Genomic DNA, 16,491 nt, shown 5'->3' on the forward strand with positions numbered 1-16,491 from the left:
TTGAATTTTTTTTGACGTCAATTATCTGTAGTTCATGAGCATAGGGAGGCCTCATGAAAACCAACGAGCTATTTACCATCAAGTATCAACTTCACGGCGAGCCGAGGTCCTTTATCGTGCGTACGGCACGCATGAACAATGCTGAAGCATGGCATTGGGCCAGTTGCGATGCCGGCGTGGCGGTCATTCCCAGGTTCGGTCAAAACAACCTCAAGCGCGTGTCCAAGCCGATGGCGGAAAAATACGGCATTACCGATGTGCGCTGGTGCGGGGCAGAAGAAATTCAGTGGGCGGAGGGTGTCACACAATGAACAGTCAGGTGCTGGATTACACAATCAGTCAAAGGTGGGATGAGGAGATTGCGCAGAACACCCAGATGTTTTTCGAAGCGGATCGACTGGATGCGCAGGCGTATAACATCATCGAACACTACAGCGGCGATGCAACGACCTGGGCGCGCTTCACGGAGGCGAAGAAGCTTGCGGATGCGCAGCGGACTGCGGCTTATCGAGAGTGGATGCGTATACGGCGGGCGATGAGAACGTAGGAGCGAGCTTGCTCGCGAAAAACGTCAACGATAATGCGTAAACCTGAAGGGACGTGGCGCTTGTGAGTCTTTCGCGAGCAAGCTCGCTCCTACAAAAAAGACACGCCCCGTCCGGGGCGTGTCAGTCAACAAAGCGTGGACTGGTTTGTCGCTATCGGGGGCATGGGTGTCTACACACCTTTGGTGTGACGCCGGACCTGTGGGAGGGGGCTTGCCCCCGATGGCGACCTGACAGTTGACCAGGATGTTGGATCAGACCGAGTACATATCCGTTATTTAGGTAACGGCTGCTATTGGTTCCGCTTTTACAGCGGGTCACTTTGAAAAGCGCAAAGTAACCAAACGCTCTTGCCCCACCACTCGGCACCTCGCTTAGGCTCGGTGTGCCCGTAATCCGCCATGGATTTGGGGGGCCGCCGCCACGCGCCATCCATGGCGCGGGGCGGCTAAACCGGCATCCCTGCCGGTTTACCCCCCAAATCCCTGTCGAATTCCGGCCAGCGTGGTTTAACGGGGCGCCTCAGATCAAAAGCAGATCAAGAGCAAGATCAAGAGCGGCTCGCTTCGCATCGTGGTTAGCGTCGGCAGTGGCTACAAAAGTTGTGTAGATACCCATGGCTATCGGGGGCAAGCCCCCTTTCACATTTTAACGCTGCTTGAATCAGGGGGATGTGCCGATTCAAAGAATCGGCTTGCCCCCCGTCACGCCATAGCGTTCGCCAGAGATGTAACTGCCTTCATCCGACGCCAGCAACACATAGATGGGCGCCACTTCCACCGGTTGGCCTGGGCGGCCCAGTGGCGTGTTGCCACCGAAATCCTTCACCGACTCCTCGGGCATGGTCGACACGATCAACGGCGTCCAGATCGGCCCCGGCGCTACGCTGTTCACCCGAATTCCACGCTCGCCCAGCATCTGCGCAAGGCCGGCGGTGAAGTTGGCAATGGCACCCTTGGTGGCCGCATAGGGCAACAGAGTCGGGTTGGGCATATCGGAATTGACCGACGAGGTGTTGATGATCGAACTGCCTTGCGCCATATGCGGCAGCGCTGCCTTGCAGATGCGAAACATCGCCGTGATATTGACGTTGAAGGTTTTCACCCAATCCTCGTCGGGAATATCTTCCAGGGATTTATAGGTCATCTGGAACGCAGCGTTATTGACCAGCACATCGATACGACCGAACTTCTCGACGGTGTCATTGACGATCGCCCTACACTGCGCCGCATCGCCCAGGTCGCCGGGCAGCAACAGGCATTGGCGCCCTGCCGCTTCGACCCAGCGAGCGGTCTCCTTGGCGTCCTCATGCTCGTCCAGGTACGACACCGCGACGTCCGCGCCTTCGCGAGCAAAGGCAATCGCCACCGCACGCCCGATACCGCTGTCGGCGCCGGTGATCAACGCAATCTTGTTGGCCAGGCGCCCCGAGCCTTTGTAGCTTTGCTCACCGCAATCCGGCACCGGGTCCATCTTGCGCTGGTCGCCCGGAACGGGCTGCTGCTGGGGATTGAAGGGTGGTTTTGGGTAGTGGTTCATCGGATTCCCTCCTGTGTATGAATACTGTTGCGAGGGCGTGCCGAGCGCGATAGTTCAGAGCAATTTTCATAAAATCGGATAACCGTTGCCGACAGATTTCCCTTTTTGTTGTAGAAGCGAGCTTGCTCGCGAAAATCGTCAACGCTGACGCGTACTTTCTGAATGAACACGGCGCCTGAGAGTTTTTCACGAGCAAGCACGCGCCTACCGTTGCGTAATAAAAATGTGCTATCCCTATGCGCTAGGGACTCATACATGAACGTGAAGCCGGCACTCGCCACGTGGAAGAAAAAACCAGAACGCCCATGACTGAACACCGCCCCCCCACCGCCACAGAGTGGCTGATCCGCCAGGCCCAACCCGACGACGTACACGCCCTGGTTGAACTGGACGCCTACGCGGCTGCCCATGCCCACCGCCGCGTATTTATCCACGACGCCGTGGTTAACCAGCAATGCCTGGTGGCAGTCAGCGACCACGCGTGCGCCGGGTACCTGGTGCTCACCCACGACTTTTTCGATCACGGCTTTATTGCCCTTGTGGCGGTATCACCGACCTGCCAGCGCCAGGGTGTGGCCCTGCGCCTGCTGGCGGCGGCCGAGGCGGCCTGCAAGACGCCGAAGTTGTTCGCCTCCACCAACGCCTCCAATCGCGCGTCCCAGGCATTGATGACAAAGGCCGGATTCATACCCAGCGGGCAGATCGAGAACCTCGACGAAGACGACCCCGAGTGCGTGTACGTCAAATTCCTGCGCTGATCTGCATCAGGCCCAGGCGATCACCCACGCCGCCAGGTAAAGGCCCACACCAAACACGCCATGATTGATCAGGCTGCGCAGTCGGTTCTTGCCTGGCGTCGGCGTCCTGGACGATGCAAACCCGGCCCCCATGGCCGGCTGTATCACAAACAGCGGAACGGCCACTGTCACAACACCCCACGCCAGTGCAGGTACAAAGGTCGGCGCCAGCAACCAGGCATCGCCTTCAATCCACACCAGCACCCACGCGAACACCACTCCGGTGACGTAATGCGCGATCCAACCCAGGGCTACTTCACCTCGAACGGGAAGCGCTTGCCCAATGCTTGAATGCGCAAATCGCCCCCGGCACGCATGGCCGACCCAACGCCCAACGAACGCAAAATTCAGGGTCGGAACGCCAAGCACCTTCATCAGCAGCATCCACATATCCATCACCACGGTAGCCCCTGCCCCCAACAACACCACCTGTGCAACCCCTTCCAGCGCTGTCATACCTACCTCTTAGTCATGGACCCATTCAACCTGCGCAGGCATCATAGAAGTTGAAGTCAACTTCAAGTCAATGGTCTGTCTATGGATATCACCGAGGTCGTCAAACGCACGGGCATTGCTGCCCATACGCTGCGTTTTTATGAAAAGAAGGGGTTGATTACATCGACCAGCCCGCCCGGTGCTCGCCGTCATTTCGCAGCAGCGGTCGTTGAGCAGTTGGCGGTCATCGCCCTCGGGCGGGCGGGTGGCCTGTCGCTGGACGAGATACACGCCATGCTGTCACCCAATGGCCAGGCCAATGTGGATAGAGCGGTGCTGCTGGCCAAGGCCGACGAGATTGATGCCACGGTCAAACACCTGCAGGCGATGAGCCGGGGCTTGCGCCATGCGGCCGCCTGCCCTGCCCCCAACCACGCACAATGCCCGACTTTTCGCCGCCTACTCACCATCGCAGCAGCAGGAACCTTCAAGCGCGGCAGCGCCGGTCTCGCCAGGGTTCGGCCTGCTCACTCAAACACTGAGGCACTATGATTCGCCACTTTCAACCTGCCGACCTGGAACCCGTCCTGGATATTTGGCTGCAAGCGTCCATCCTGGCCCACCACTTTATCGCCCCCCCCTTCTGGCATGACCAACTGGGCGCCATGCGCGAGGTCTACCTGCCCAGCGCCGTGACCCGTGTGTTTGAAGCCGACGGGAAAGTGCTGGGCTTCAGTTGCGTATATGAAGACACCCTGGCGGCGCTGTTTGTCGCGCCTGAGCATCAGGGCAGTGGTATCGGTACACAATTGCTCAAGGACGCGCAGGCAGCCAGAACCTCACTTCAACTGAGCGTGTATTCGCAGAATGTTCCCAGCCTTCACTTCTACAAGAAGCACGGTTTTACCGTATTCAGAGAGCAACGGGACGAACACACAGGTCACCTTGAAACAGTGATGGGCTGGGCGCCTGATGGATTATTTGACCCACTGCCCTGATTACTCCAACCCGTATTGCACTCGACCTTTCCCATAAACGCCGCCAGCGCCTCCGGATCAGGCAACGGCGCCGCACTGATCAGCACGTTGGGCACATGGCACCACGCAAGCGCGGGCGAAGCGCGTTCGCCCTGACCATAGATCAATACATGACGAATCTGTGGGTTGTCCCTGATGAACCAGAGCAAATCGAATTTCACGCTGTGCGCCAGGGCGGCATTGATGATCAGCACATCCAGCGGCGTATCGCCGAACTCCACAGCACTGAGGACTTCATCCAGCCGGTGTATCGGCGCGATACGGTAATAGCCCAACTGGTTCAACGCCCGCTCGATTTTCAAGCGGTAGAAGTGCTGCCCATCGGCAATCAGAATACGTAGCGCTTTATTGGTCATGTCCCCACCACTCACTGATAAATGATCGTGAAGGTTGCCGACGCATTCGCCGGCCCCGGCGTAACCTTGGCCCCGGTTTGCAGGTAGCGCGCGCGCAGCGGGATGGAATAACTGCTTTCGGTACTCCTGAGGGACAGGCCCGCATTTCGGTTGCTCGCCAATGGCAGGGCAACGCCGTTGCTGGTGGCGACCTGAATGCCGACGCCAGTCGCGGCAGGCGCATTGCCGGCCGTGCTCGGGTCGAGGCTCAGAATGCCGTTGCTTGCATTGATGGCCGTCCGAGCCGGGTCGATGCGGTATTGCAGTGTGTTGTTGACGCGGGTCCCGCTGGTGCCGGTGCCGGTGGGTGAGTTACCGCTTTGTGAAATCCAGCCGGGACCGGTAGTGGAAAACATGCCGTTGAACGCCGGGCAGTCATTCAAGGCGATGGCAAAATCCGTCCAGCCCGTGCTGCTGTTAAGGCCAGTGAATTTATTGACCAGGTGTGTGCCCATGGGCACCGAGACATCCGGTGTACTGCAGGTTCGCGAAACAATCTGGATGCTGCCGGAAATGCCCATCCTGAAGCCGTTCATTCTGGCGTCGCCGAAATTGCCGAACAGACTCACAATCGGCAATGTATTGCCCACCAGCACACCCGGCGTCACCTCGCCAATCTTGATCAAGATCAGCTCAAAGTTCGAAGGCCCGTCAAACGGCACGAGGCATCGCCACCCGGGCGTACACGTGGTCCATGCCTTGGCGCTTTGCCTGGGCAGCAGGCCACCGTTGCTATTGAAAGCAACGCCCAATCCGGGAACGCTGGTTCTGTAGACCTTATTGGCATAGGTGCCAGTGGTCATATTGGCAAGGGCATAGCTGGATTCAACCGTGAGTTCGGTCCACTGTTGATACGGCGCGAAAAGGCACTCAAGCTTGACCGCCTGGCCTGTCGCCATATTGAATCTTTGACGATAGACCTCAGTGCCCACCGGCACATCACGCCCGACGGTGATCGCCGAGATCTGCAACGGCATGGAGCCAACGGCAGGCCGGACACCGTCCATGTAGGAACAGGTGACCGCCATGGCCGTGCCGGCCGAGGCCCACAAGGCCATGCCCAGCAACCCCAGTTTGATAAAAGAACCGATGTTCATAACGCTACCTTTTGCTGGGTGTTGGGCTGCACGCTGTCAGCGACCTGTTTGCCGGCCGCACACACGGCGTCCACTTGTTGCAGCTGTTGCCCATCGCCAGGGCCTGGCGGGATCGTCAGGGCGCACTGCTGCTGCGCCCGGCTGCCCCAATTGACCAGCAAGCGGCGCGTCTCGGGTTTGATCCGCGCATACAGTTGCCCGCCCTGCCCGACCACGCCCACGGTGGCCCCCTCGCCGTCGGTCACCCCCGCGCCGAACGGCAGGCTGCTGCCGTCGTCCAGGCGCACATTGAGCAACACCGCCCGGCCCTGGTTGGTGGTGTATTTGAGGTGCACGACTGCACCGGCACGCGGCGCGGTCTGCTGGCTGGTTTCGCTCAACTCAACGTCCAGGGAACTGCCGATCGGGTCGATCGCCACCTCGTTCAACTCATACGGGCGCAGGTACGGCACCACGGCGTTGCCGCTGCCGTCGAGCCTCAGGCCCGGGTAGCCGGAGACCTTCGCCCCCTCGGCGCCTGGCGCGCTGACCACGGCCATGGTTTCGCCGCGGTAAGGCGTCATGGTCACACCATCGCCATGGGCCACTACCGTACCGCTCGCGCCCACCGATGCGCTGGTATAGCCATCGCCTCGGCCCAGGGCGGCACTGAGCATGGCGCGGGCGCCGGTGTACTGGCCGTTGAGGGCGGCACTCTTGGTGTTGCTGGCGCCGTCATGACCGAAGGTGGCGCCATAGCCATATTGGCGATCCTGGCCGGCAGTGCCGCTGATACCCGCCTGCTCGCTGTAATTGCCGCGAGTGTCACGGCCCAGTTGTGCGGTGACTTGCGGCCCATAGCCCGAGCCGCCAAATTCGAGCGGCATGCTCATGGTCAGCAGAAAACTGTTTTCCATATCGCCCAGGCCCATGCGGCTGCGGTTGGCATTCACGCTGAAACTCACCCGGTTGAACTGCTTGCTGTAGCTGAGCTGGTACTGCACGTCGCTGCCCTGCTGGTTCCAGTAGTTCTGGGCATAGCCGCTGATCGACACCTGGCCCCAAGGCCCGAAGCTCTGGTCGGCGGTGAGTGACAAGCGGCTGCGCGGGCGGCCGAACTGGCTGGTGTCCCAACCGTTTTTCTCGGCATCGAGCAGCTGCACGGCATTGCTGAAATCCAGGTAGTCACGGGTGGAAAAACGGTAGGCCGCCACCGAAAAGTTACTGCCGGTGCTAAGAATGTTCTTGCTGTAGGACAGGCGCATGCTCTGCCCCTTCGCCCGACCGGCAGCCAGGTCGGTCTGGGCGTGTGTCACGTCCACCGCCAAGGCGCCGATCGGCGTGCCGAACGCCAAGCCTGTGAGGACAGCCGCGTAGTGATCGCTCGATTGCACACCGCCGAACCCGGTGAAGGTGTTGTTCAGGCCATATTGCAGCGTGCCTTGCAGCAGGCGCGTCTGCTCGTCAACGAAGTTGTTGCGGGTTTCACCGGCGGTAACGCTGAAACGTGACGTGCCAGGACGCAGCAACTGACTGACCGAGGCATAGGGCACGATAAAGTTTTGTTCGGTACCGTCCGCCTCGGCCACGCTCACGTTGAGATCGCCCCCGTAGCCGGTGGAGTACAGGTCGTCAATCACGAAGGCGCCGGGGGCGACCGTGGTTTCCAGCAGCACGTTGCCGGCCTGGCGAATGGTGACGCGCGCATTGGTGCGGGCGATGCCACGAATAACCGGCGCATACCCGCGCATGGAGTCGGGCAACATGCGGTCATCACTGGCCAACTGCACGCCGCGATAAGACAAGGTGTCGAAGATCTCGCCGCTGGTGTTGGACTCACCCACAGTCAGCTGGCTTTTCAGCGCAGTGATATCGCGTTGGGCGTAGCTGTCCAACGCCTGGTACTGGCTACCGTTGCGCGATTGCCAGCCTACCGATGCATTGTGACGCAAGCGCCAATCGCCAAGGTTGAGGCCGGCATTGAGCCCCAGGAAGGCCGAGTCATTGTTGCCACTGCGGGTGCGGTTGCGATTGGCATTGAAGTTGTAACTGAGCAGGCCTGCGGTGACGCCACGGTCCCACAGTTCAGGGCTGACATAACCCCGCGAATTTCGCTTCAAGGCCGCCTGGGGGATGCTGAGGTCGAGCGCCTGGTTCTCCGGGGAAAAGTTCGCACTGGCACCCTGGATCAAACTGCTCAATGCCGTGCAACCTGGACCGTCAAGCGCCTGGCTGGCTTCGGGCGACAGTTTGGCGATGTTCACGCCCTGGCGCTCAAGCAAACCATGGTCCATGCACACCACCGGCTTGCTGCCGTCAGGCTGGGCCTCGATACGTATGTCCTGGCGACTGTTCAACTGGCCGTTGAGCACAACGTCCGCACGGTACTGCCCAGGGGTCACCGGGTTACCGGCCTGGTATTTGCCGAGGTCGAGATTGCGTGAGTCTTCCGGCAGGAATGCATCGTTGAACTGCACCTCTTGCGCCATCGCGGCGTGTACGCCCCAGGCGCCTGGCGTGACGGCCAGTACCTTGAGTATCAAGCGGGTGAGCGGATTCAGGGCGAAGCGAGGCTGCGCCCCCAGAGGCGGCCTGGAGCGGGAAGAGGTCTGCATAAATGACTCGCGGGTAAAGACGTCAGGAATTGATCAGGGCTTGAGTGCTTTCCGAGTCGGGATCAGCGCGCCGTAATCGTTGATTGCGCTGAACTCCACCTGTGCGCCTGCGGCGGGTGGGGTTTTAAGAGTCGGCAGCGGAAATTGCCGGGTTTGACCCGGGCCCACCATGCCGTCCTCACTGCGCGCGCGCTGACCGCCGGCCACCAGGTCCAGCTCGACCAGCGATACGTGAAACGCCGACGGGTTGAACGCTTGCAGGGCAAGGCCCTGGCCATCGCGGGCCGCAACCAGTTGCCATTGCACCTGCTCGATCGCTTCGCTGGCGGTGCCTGCAAGACCGGTCGGGCGATAGAACAATTTGATCCGCGAACGGAAGGCCATTTGCAGAGTGTTCAGGTCTTCCCCAGCCTCGGGTTTAGGCGGAATTTCCAGCACGTTGAGCCAGAAAACCGACTCCTTGTCCTGGGGCAGCGCTGTCCCTGTGAATAGCACTCGCAGGCTTTGGCCCTTGGTCGGGTCGATACGCGCCACCGGAGGCGACAGCAGAAACGGCGCCTTGGAGCTGGTGGGGGTGGACTCCACACTGCCGGTGTCAATCCACGCTTGCATCAACGCGGGTTGAGTACCGTTGTTATTGAGTTTTACCGTGACTTCTTTCTGGTCCGCCGGGTAGATCACGCGGGTACCGGTGATCACTACACCTGCCAGCGCCTGGGAACACCCAAGTGCCACAAGGCTTGCCAGAAGCAATTGTTTAAATGCAAGTATGCAAGGCATGACTTAGTCCCAATGCCGCCCCGAAAACACGCCCTTTAAATAAACAACAGGGCGTGCCTTCATTACCGGCGACTTACTGATAATTGATGGAGTAAGTCACGTTGCTGATAACGGTGCCCGGCGTGGTCGCGGCCTGGGCATAGTACTGAACTGCGTATGGCAGGTCTGCGCTGAGTGAGGTGGCATCGATGTCGATACGGCTGGTGGACGCCACTTGTGCGGTGTCACCGGCTTTGATGGCCTTGCCATTGGATGCGTCGACCAATTGCAGTTGGACCTTGGTGGCACCACCGCCGATGTTCTTCAAGTTGCCGCTGGCCGGGTCAACCGAGCCGCCGGCTTCAAAGAATGCAGCCGCGGTTTTCAGCGCTGCCGAGCATTTGCTCAACTGAATGCTGAAACCGGTCTGGCCCGCCACCTGACCAGCAGAGGCCAGGGAAGCAGTGGAGATAGTCGGCAGCGTGACGGTGGTGCCTGCCGAGCCGGCCGCCCCATTCACTGCAACCTGGCAGGTCTCGGCCTTCAGTTCACCGTTGAAATTGATGGTGCCATCCGAAGCCATGGCAGCGGAGGTGGCGGTTGCGGCGACCAATGCAGCGAGGACGCGGGCTTTGTAATTCATGAGTAACTCCGAGAGAGCGATATACCAGGTAAGTGAAGAAGTTTCCGGTGCTGGATAACTTCTGTGTTGTTGCGCAGTGAAGTGTAGGGAGTCCGCGCAACACCCAATATAGGAGTGCTCCTAAAAACAACTAAGCCACTCAATATTTTCAACAATTAACGTCTGTTTCGCTCGGCAAAAACTTACGCACTTCAACTTATGTTATTTGTTGGGAGGGTCACTACTTCGTCTATAGGAGTGGTCCTAAAAACCAGGCTGTCGAGGCAAGACGCGTTATTCAATAACCGGCCGCAGCCCAGTCTTGCGCCATAAGATTGAGTTGATCCGCAACCGCTACGGTTGGCCAGTTCACTTCATCGTGCAACAACGACTCGATCCCTTCGGCGCCGGCCGCTATCGCAGTCCAGCCTACCGTCTGTGCAGCCCCCTTTAGCCGATGCGCCGCCTGCAGGGCAACCGGGCGATCACGCAGGGCAACAGCGCTGAACAGACGGTTCAGATCCTGGCGCAGCGCTTCTTGCTGCCCTTCCCGCTCCTGCCCTGAGACGCTGTGTACCTGCGCCGCTGGTATCAGGACCTGATCGCACCACAGCTCGATCATTTGCTGCAATTTGTCCTGACGCACCGGCTTGCTCAGCACGCCGTCCAGGCCGGCCTCAAAACAGCGTTCAAGATAGTCATTACCTGTTACCTGCGACATCGCAATGATTGGACAATGCCCGCGCTGTTGTTGGCGCTCCACGTCGCGCATAGGGCCGCTCAGGTTGAACGCCTGATGCTCATCGATCAGCACCAGATCGACCCTGTGCTGATTGAATAGCGCCAGCGCCTCGTCACCCTCGACCGCCAGCCGTACGCCCAGGCCAAAATCTTGAAGCAATGCCTGCACTGCTTGCTGATCGGTATATTCGCCTCCCGACACCAGCACCCATAATGAAACCTCCCTGGACGCCGCATCAGGATCTGCTGCCCGCACAGGCGGCTCAAGCGCTCCAGCCCACTCGACGGGCAACCTCACTTCGACCTGGGTGCCGCTCCCCGGGACGCTGCTCAAGGTCAGCTCACCGTGCATCAACTTCACCAAACGGCGACAGATCACCAGCCCCAAACCGGTGCCGCCACTGCGCTTGAATGATTGCCTGGCGCGGGCATAGGGCCGAAACAGAGTAGCTTGCGCCTGGTCGGACAACCCAATGCCGGTGTCGACCACGCGAATCACCGCCTGCGAAGTTACCCCCGGCGGTGCGTCGGGCAACAGCAGCTGCACCTCCACTCGGCCGTGCTCGGTGAACTTGATGGCGTTGGAGATCAGGTTACGCAGCACCTGGGCCACCCGCTGGTCATCAACCAATGCTGAAGCAACGGGGCGTTGACCGGTCAATGTCAACGTCAGCCCCTTTTCCTCGGCATAGACTCGGTAATCATCCACCTGCTGTTGCAGCAATGACCACAGATCCACCGGCTCAAGATTGAGCTGCAATTGCCCGGCCTCCATCTTGGAGATATCCAGCACATCGTCGACCAAGCGCAGCAAGGTATTGGCGCCGGTATTGGCCAGGTCCGCGAGGTGCCGCTGTTGTTCGTCCAGTGGCGTGTGCTCAAGCAGCTCAACCGCCGCCAGCACCGCGTTCATGGGTGAGCGCACTTCATGGCTCATGACCGCCAGGAACATCGCTTTCTCGCGCTCGCGCTGCACGACGCGCCGCCGCTGGACCCGGCTTTGCCACACCAGCGTAATGAGCAACAGCACAATGGCCAGCAACAGCCACAACTCACCCGCGTAATGTTCGGCGATGGACCTGATGGTCGGGATATCCAGGTTCATGTCGGCAAACCAGGCATCGAAGATCGCCTTGCGCTCATCCCCGGTGATGGAGGCCAATGCCTTCTCCAGGATCGACAGCAGGATCTCATCGCTGTCGCGCACTGCCATGCTGACACCGGTGTGCAGTTGCGGCACCACGCCGGATATCTGCAAGACGCCCTGATACTGGCGGGAAAGATACGGGATCAACAACCACTCCGAAGCGATAGCGGCGTCCGCCTTGCCGTCCTTGACCATCGCCATCATGTCGACCGCGTTCTGGGCGGCTATGAGCGTGACCCCTGGGGCCTCTTCACGCAGGAAGGCGCCATAGACTTCGCGCCCCAACATGGCCAAGCGTTTATGGGCCAACTGCTCCAGATTCGCCAGGGGCTGATCGCCAAAACGACTGACGAGGATCGTCGAGCTGGTGTTGTAAGGCACGGTGTAGAGCATCCCACGATCCTGGGCCGGGTCGTCGGAACGACGTCGAGTGGACAATATGTCCACCTCACCGCCGATCAGCATCTCCTTGCGCGCACTGCGCGTGGTGGTCAGCACCGGCTCGAAATGCAGACCGGTACGCAACCCGATCAGCCTCAGGTACTTGGCCGACAGGCCGCGCAATTGGCCGCCGCTCATGTATTCGAATGGCAGCAGGTCCTCGAACACCCCCACACGCAGTACCGGATGGGCAGCGATCCAGTCCACCTCCTGCTGCGTCAACGTCATCGGTGGCGAACTGGCGTATACGCCTACCGACGCCGGAAGGCACACCAATGCCAGTACCAGCAGCAGGCGCCTCATCAGCGCGCCGTCCGCTGCGCACGCGTCGCCGGCAGTATGTCGAGCACTGTATCGCCGCTCAACGCGGCCCAATGCTGCAACAACGGCCGCAGGACTTGGGCGTGCACCGGTCCCCACTCTGTTTCGCCATACAGCAGACGCTCCATGTACTCGGCGGCCTGCGCCAGTGCCGACCACTCCATGATCAACGCCGCACCGTGCAATCGATGAGCCACGTGTTGAGCCGATTCGCGGTCGCACAGGGCGATGGCTTTGACCAGGTTTGCCAGGTCACCGGCCATTTCACGGTTGATTGCGGCTTGATCCAGCAAAGGCGCCATCAAGCTGGTACTGGGGGCGGCCAGCTTGACCCCGCACCAGCGTTCAATGACTTCGCACAGCTGCCCAAGGCGTATGGGCTTGCTCAGCGTCGCGTCCATGCCCGCCTCAATACAGCGTTGAAGATGACGGTCGCCGGTCAGGGCAGAGATCGCGATAATCGGGCTGCGTGTGCGCCCCAGTTGTATTTCCAGGGCGCGCAACCTGCGCACCAGGCCATAACCGTCTTCATCGGGCAAATCACAGTCCATCAGCACCAGGTCGTATACGGCTTCCCTGAACAGCCGCCAGGCTTGCGCGGCGTCGGCAGCGATCACTGGCTGGCAGCCGAATGCACTGATCTGCGCACGCAAAACCTCCTGGTTCGCATAGGTATCTTCCACCACCAGAATCTGCAGGCCGCTTACGGTTGGCAGGGCTGAGGGTGCCGCTTGCGGCATCAAGACCGGTGGCTCCTCGCCGATGCTCACCGGTAAGCGGATAGCCACTGTCGTGCCTGAGCCCTGCTCGCTCGTCAGCGTCAACGTCCCCTGCATCAAACCCACCAGTTGCCGGCAAATCATCAGGCCCAACCCGGTGCCCCCTGTGCGCCGGGAAGACTCTCGGGCCTGGGCATAAGGACGAAACAGGGCGGCCTGCGCTGCGTCTGAAATACCGACTCCACTGTCGCGAACCTCAATCTGCAATTGCGCGGTGCCGTCCGCTGACACCGCTAACGCTACGTCGATGTCGATACCGCCCATGTCGGTAAACTTGATGGCGTTGGATAGCAAGTTATGAAAAATCTGCGTGAGCCGGGAGCTGTCTAGCAACAACAAGGGCAACTGCGCCTGAATATGACAGTTCAAGCTCAGGTGTTTTTCCCGCGCGCGCAGTCGATGCAGCCCGACTACACCTTGAACCAATGCCTCAATGTCGATTGCCTCGACAGCCAGCCTTGGCGGTTTGGCAATTGAGCCGGGCCTGTCCAAAACATCATCCAGCAGCCGCCCCAAGGCGTTGGCACCACTGTTAGCCAGATGGGCCAAATGGCGCTGCTGCTGGTTGAGCCGGGTGTGCCCGAGCAATTCCATTGCCGCCAGCACTGCGTTCATCGGTGAACGGATTTCATGCCCCATCACCGCCAGAAACATGGTTTTTTCCTGCTCGTTACGCACCGCCAGGCGCCGTTGACGCTGGCCTCGATACAGCAGTGCGCACAGGCTGACCAGCACGAGCGCGCCAAGGATCAACACATGCAAATAATGGGCGGCGATACTGGGCAGCGATGGAACATTCAGGTACAGATCCTGGTACCAGCGCCCATACAGCCGGTTGCGTTGCTCGACGGTGATGGAGGCGAACACCTTCTCCAGTATTGAATACAGCATGACCTGGTCTGTACGGGTCGCCATGCTCACATCCAGCACCTGGCTGCCGAGCACACCGGATACTTCCAGAATGCCCTGGAACCGTTGATACAGATAAGGCGTTAGAAAGATGGCTGACGCGATTGCCGCATCGGCACTGCCGTCTTCAACGCTGGTCAGTATCTCCAAGGCTGAAGCGCTTTTTTTGAAAGTGGCCTGCACCCCTTTTCGGCGAAAGATCTGCTGGTAATACGTACCATCGGGTATCGCTACGGTCTTACCATGCAATTGGTCAATATCGAAAACATCGGGGCTCTCGACACGCGTCACAATGACCGGTGAGGTCGATTCGTAGGCAAGCGTTCGAAGCCCCTTGGTAGTGGGTTCAGACCTGAAGCGTAAATAAGACGACAGCAGGTCAACCTGGCCTTCCAGCAACATTTTCTCGCGCTCGGCCAGCGTTTTTCCAGGTACGAACGTGAACTGAAGGCCGGTCGCGGCCGTGACGAATTGCAAATACTCTATCGACCGCCCGCGCATGACTGCGTCGCTGATGTATTCGAAGGGCATCAGGTCTTCGACCACGCCGACCCGTAATACTGGATGCGTCTGGACCCAATCCTTTTGCTCTGCACTCAGCTCGACCGGACCGGCCCTTGCAGCAGGCACCATCATTATCAGCAAGCTACATAACGCCACGGTACACAGCGCCCTTTTCATGGAGTACCGATGATCTTGTTGAGCTTGAACAGCTCATTGTTAGACGTCACCCCAAGCTTGCGGAATGCAGAAGTTTTTTGCGTGCTGATGGTTTTGATGCTGCGATTGAATTTCTCGGCAATTTCACTCACGGTCATGCCTGCCAGATAACAGCGAATGACTTCCTGCTCGCGGCTCGTCAATTCCGCCAGGGCCAGCGCATCGCGCTCCACGTTGGTGCTTTCACGCGTCTCACCCGTGACCGTTTCCGCCAAGCGATAGGTCATGTCGGTGTTCAAATACACGGCGCCCGCTGCGACTTTGCGAATCGCTTTCACCAACTGGCTCATGTCTTCGCCCTTCCCCACAAAACCACGTGCGCCCACGCGCATGGCCAGGCCCACTGTCGCCGGATCATGATGGCTGGACAAGATCAGAATATGGCATTCGGGAAATTTGACGCGCAACGCCCGGATCAGTGATACACCGTCCAACTCATTGGGATTAAGAGAGAAATCCAGCAGTAGTAAATCTGCCGGTGCCGTAACAAGGCCGGCAATCAAGTCGCGACTTTTTTCATAAATGCCAACCACTTCAAAGTTCGCCTCGGCTGCCAACGTATTGGCAAGGCCATGTCGAACGACGGCGTGGTCATCCAATAACGCAATGCGTATGGTTTTCATCGTGATCGTACCCTCTCGGCCCGGCGCGCGCCGCACCGTCGAAACACAGGGATAACTCATCGATACAACGTCTAATACGCACATGAGTATATGCAATAACCGCAAAATGACACGCGCACAGCAGATGAATCCGCACCGCTCAAATTCCTTCGATAATATGCCTGATCCTGAATAACTCATTGTTCGACATCACCCCCAACTTGCGAAATGCGGCGGCTTTTTGCGAACTGATGGTTTTGATACTGCGGTTGAATTTCTCGGCGATCTCGGTGATGGTCATGCCGGCCAGGTAACACCGAATCACCTCCTGTTCACGTGCAGAAAGGCTGACAAAGCGCAGGGCTTCATCCCGGCCGTTAGCCTCGCCGTCATAGCTCACGGCGGTGGCCTCCGCCACGCGGTAGGCCATGTCCGGGCTCAAGTACACGGCGCCTGAGGCCACCAGCCGGACCGCGCAGATCAACTGCTCCATGTCTTCGCCCTTGCCCAGAAACCCGCGTGCGCCCACCCGTAACGCCAGGATTGCGGTCGCTGCGTCATGGTGCGTGGAAAAGATCAGGATCCGGCAGGCTGGAAACTTCACGCGCAGCGCGCGAATCAACGAAATACCATCCAGCTCGCAGGGGCCCAGCACAAAATCCAGCAGCAATATCTCGGCCGGTGCTGTCGCCAGCCCGGTTATCAGGTCACGGCTACGGCTGTACACGCCGACCACTTCAAAATCCGGTTCCTGTACCAGTCGATTGACTAAACCATGTCGTACAATTGCATGATCATCCAGCAAAGCAATGTGTAAACGTTTCATAGATCAAGGAACACTCTTTATAACGAGCAAAAAGACGAGAACAGCAACTTTATTGACTGTTAATTGGTTCTCGACTTCTCAAGCGCAAGTTCGCCAGCCGAGCTGGCCACGCCTCAGCAGCAGGACATTCAAAAGTACTGAACAATTGAAAAATCAGACGATGCGAAACTTAATGCAATTGCATT

General features: G+C 59.2%; 16 protein-coding genes. 5 read left to right on the forward strand and 11 right to left on the reverse strand.

The genetic code is table 11. The features are described 5' to 3' along the window. Positions 1 to 53: 53 nt before the first annotated feature. Together QMK52_RS23860 and QMK52_RS23865 are read left to right on the forward strand one after the other, a co-directional pair. Positions 54 to 311, forward strand: a complete 258-nt coding sequence (locus QMK52_RS23860; RefSeq protein WP_005787382.1) for a DUF6555 family protein — start codon at positions 54 to 56, stop codon at positions 309 to 311. Further along, positions 308 to 547 (forward strand): hypothetical protein, encoded by a 240-nt coding sequence (locus QMK52_RS23865; protein ID WP_005787380.1) that lies wholly within the window; start codon positions 308 to 310, stop codon positions 545 to 547. The genes QMK52_RS23860 and QMK52_RS23865 overlap by 4 nt, the downstream gene beginning before the upstream one ends. A 679-nt stretch (positions 548 to 1,226) precedes the next feature. Here QMK52_RS23865 and QMK52_RS23870 read toward each other — a convergent pair. Further along, on the reverse strand, positions 1,227 to 2,084 hold the full coding sequence (locus QMK52_RS23870; RefSeq protein ID WP_194440463.1) for an SDR family oxidoreductase: 858 nt from the start codon (positions 2,082 to 2,084) through the stop codon (positions 1,227 to 1,229). Positions 2,085 to 2,389: 305 nt separating this feature from the next. Here QMK52_RS23870 and QMK52_RS23875 point away from each other — a divergent pair, with 305 nt between their 5' ends. After that, a complete protein-coding gene (locus QMK52_RS23875) occupies positions 2,390 to 2,842 on the forward strand; it encodes a GNAT family N-acetyltransferase (protein ID WP_320403533.1) in 453 nt (150 codons plus the stop codon). A 6-nt stretch (positions 2,843 to 2,848) separates the two neighbouring features. On the opposite strand, the gene QMK52_RS23880 is transcribed toward QMK52_RS23875, so the two are convergent. Beyond that, a complete protein-coding gene (locus QMK52_RS23880) occupies positions 2,849 to 3,337 on the reverse strand; it encodes a DUF2938 domain-containing protein (protein WP_078821008.1) in 489 nt (162 codons plus the stop codon). An 81-nt stretch (positions 3,338 to 3,418) separates the two neighbouring features. Between QMK52_RS23880 and QMK52_RS23885 the strand changes: the two genes are divergently transcribed. Together QMK52_RS23885 and QMK52_RS23890 are read left to right on the forward strand one after the other, a co-directional pair. Beyond that, positions 3,419 to 3,868 carry a helix-turn-helix domain-containing protein gene (locus QMK52_RS23885; RefSeq protein ID WP_078821007.1) on the forward strand — a complete coding sequence of 150 codons (450 nt, stop codon included), beginning with the start codon at positions 3,419 to 3,421 and terminating at the stop codon, positions 3,866 to 3,868. Next, positions 3,865 to 4,314, forward strand: coding sequence for an N-acetyltransferase (locus QMK52_RS23890; RefSeq protein WP_078821006.1), 450 nt, complete (start codon positions 3,865 to 3,867; stop codon positions 4,312 to 4,314). Before QMK52_RS23885 ends, QMK52_RS23890 begins: the two co-directional genes overlap by 4 nt. Here the strand turns inward: QMK52_RS23890 and QMK52_RS23895 are convergent. The 9 genes from QMK52_RS23895 to QMK52_RS23935 form a co-directional block, all read right to left on the reverse strand. Beyond that, positions 4,257 to 4,709: a response regulator gene (locus QMK52_RS23895; protein WP_179119818.1), complete on the reverse strand. Its 453-nt coding sequence runs from the start codon at positions 4,707 to 4,709 to the stop codon at positions 4,257 to 4,259. The genes QMK52_RS23890 and QMK52_RS23895 overlap by 58 nt on opposite strands. Before the next feature lie 11 nt (positions 4,710 to 4,720). Then, complete coding sequence (locus tag QMK52_RS23900) at positions 4,721 to 5,845, reverse strand: fimbrial protein (RefSeq protein WP_194440462.1); 1,125 nt, start codon at positions 5,843 to 5,845, stop codon at positions 4,721 to 4,723. After that, positions 5,842 to 8,439, reverse strand: coding sequence for a fimbria/pilus outer membrane usher protein (locus tag QMK52_RS23905; RefSeq protein ID WP_194440461.1), 2,598 nt, complete (start codon positions 8,437 to 8,439; stop codon positions 5,842 to 5,844). The genes QMK52_RS23900 and QMK52_RS23905 overlap by 4 nt, the downstream gene beginning before the upstream one ends. A gap of 33 nt (positions 8,440 to 8,472) precedes the next feature. After that, complete coding sequence (locus tag QMK52_RS23910) at positions 8,473 to 9,219, reverse strand: molecular chaperone (RefSeq protein WP_078821003.1); 747 nt, start codon at positions 9,217 to 9,219, stop codon at positions 8,473 to 8,475. A gap of 73 nt (positions 9,220 to 9,292) precedes the next feature. Continuing rightward, on the reverse strand, positions 9,293 to 9,841 hold the full coding sequence (locus tag QMK52_RS23915) for a fimbrial protein (RefSeq protein WP_078821002.1): 549 nt from the start codon (positions 9,839 to 9,841) through the stop codon (positions 9,293 to 9,295). Positions 9,842 to 10,118: 277 nt separating this feature from the next. After that, the gene (locus QMK52_RS23920; RefSeq protein ID WP_078821001.1) at positions 10,119 to 12,452 is read right to left on the reverse strand and encodes an ATP-binding protein; all 2,334 of its coding nucleotides are present in this window, start codon (positions 12,450 to 12,452) and stop codon (positions 10,119 to 10,121) included. After that, positions 12,452 to 14,839: an ATP-binding protein gene (locus QMK52_RS23925; protein WP_320403534.1), complete on the reverse strand. Its 2,388-nt coding sequence runs from the start codon at positions 14,837 to 14,839 to the stop codon at positions 12,452 to 12,454. The genes QMK52_RS23920 and QMK52_RS23925 overlap by 1 nt, the downstream gene beginning before the upstream one ends. Further along, the gene (locus QMK52_RS23930; protein WP_078820999.1) at positions 14,836 to 15,501 is read right to left on the reverse strand and encodes a response regulator transcription factor; all 666 of its coding nucleotides are present in this window, start codon (positions 15,499 to 15,501) and stop codon (positions 14,836 to 14,838) included. The genes QMK52_RS23925 and QMK52_RS23930 overlap by 4 nt, the downstream gene beginning before the upstream one ends. A 139-nt stretch (positions 15,502 to 15,640) precedes the next feature. After that, positions 15,641 to 16,306 (reverse strand): response regulator transcription factor, encoded by a 666-nt coding sequence (locus tag QMK52_RS23935; RefSeq protein ID WP_078820998.1) that lies wholly within the window; start codon positions 16,304 to 16,306, stop codon positions 15,641 to 15,643. Between the last annotated feature and the right edge of the window lie 185 nt (positions 16,307 to 16,491).

The sequence above is a fragment of the Pseudomonas sp. P9_2 genome (genome assembly GCF_034008255.1).
GTDB classification, from domain to species: domain Bacteria; phylum Pseudomonadota; class Gammaproteobacteria; order Pseudomonadales; family Pseudomonadaceae; genus Aquipseudomonas; species Aquipseudomonas synxantha_A.

Coding starts and splice junctions, on each gene's coding strand:
- QMK52_RS23860 (WP_005787382.1), top strand. CDS start 54: ATGAAAACCAACGAGCTATTTACCATCAAGTATCAACTTCACGGCGAG.
- QMK52_RS23865 (WP_005787380.1), top strand. CDS start 308: ATGAACAGTCAGGTGCTGGATTACACAATCAGTCAAAGGTGGGATGAG.
- QMK52_RS23870 (WP_194440463.1), bottom strand. CDS start 2,084: ATGAACCACTACCCAAAACCACCCTTCAATCCCCAGCAGCAGCCCGTT.
- QMK52_RS23875 (WP_320403533.1), top strand. CDS start 2,390: ATGACTGAACACCGCCCCCCCACCGCCACAGAGTGGCTGATCCGCCAG.
- QMK52_RS23880 (WP_078821008.1), bottom strand. CDS start 3,337: ATGACAGCGCTGGAAGGGGTTGCACAGGTGGTGTTGTTGGGGGCAGGG.
- QMK52_RS23885 (WP_078821007.1), top strand. CDS start 3,419: ATGGATATCACCGAGGTCGTCAAACGCACGGGCATTGCTGCCCATACG.
- QMK52_RS23890 (WP_078821006.1), top strand. CDS start 3,865: ATGATTCGCCACTTTCAACCTGCCGACCTGGAACCCGTCCTGGATATT.
- QMK52_RS23895 (WP_179119818.1), bottom strand. CDS start 4,709: ATGACCAATAAAGCGCTACGTATTCTGATTGCCGATGGGCAGCACTTC.
- QMK52_RS23900 (WP_194440462.1), bottom strand. CDS start 5,845: ATGAACATCGGTTCTTTTATCAAACTGGGGTTGCTGGGCATGGCCTTG.
- QMK52_RS23905 (WP_194440461.1), bottom strand. CDS start 8,439: ATGCAGACCTCTTCCCGCTCCAGGCCGCCTCTGGGGGCGCAGCCTCGC.
- QMK52_RS23910 (WP_078821003.1), bottom strand. CDS start 9,219: ATGCCTTGCATACTTGCATTTAAACAATTGCTTCTGGCAAGCCTTGTG.
- QMK52_RS23915 (WP_078821002.1), bottom strand. CDS start 9,841: ATGAATTACAAAGCCCGCGTCCTCGCTGCATTGGTCGCCGCAACCGCC.
- QMK52_RS23920 (WP_078821001.1), bottom strand. CDS start 12,452: ATGAGGCGCCTGCTGCTGGTACTGGCATTGGTGTGCCTTCCGGCGTCG.
- QMK52_RS23925 (WP_320403534.1), bottom strand. CDS start 14,839: ATGAAAAGGGCGCTGTGTACCGTGGCGTTATGTAGCTTGCTGATAATG.
- QMK52_RS23930 (WP_078820999.1), bottom strand. CDS start 15,501: ATGAAAACCATACGCATTGCGTTATTGGATGACCACGCCGTCGTTCGA.
- QMK52_RS23935 (WP_078820998.1), bottom strand. CDS start 16,306: ATGAAACGTTTACACATTGCTTTGCTGGATGATCATGCAATTGTACGA.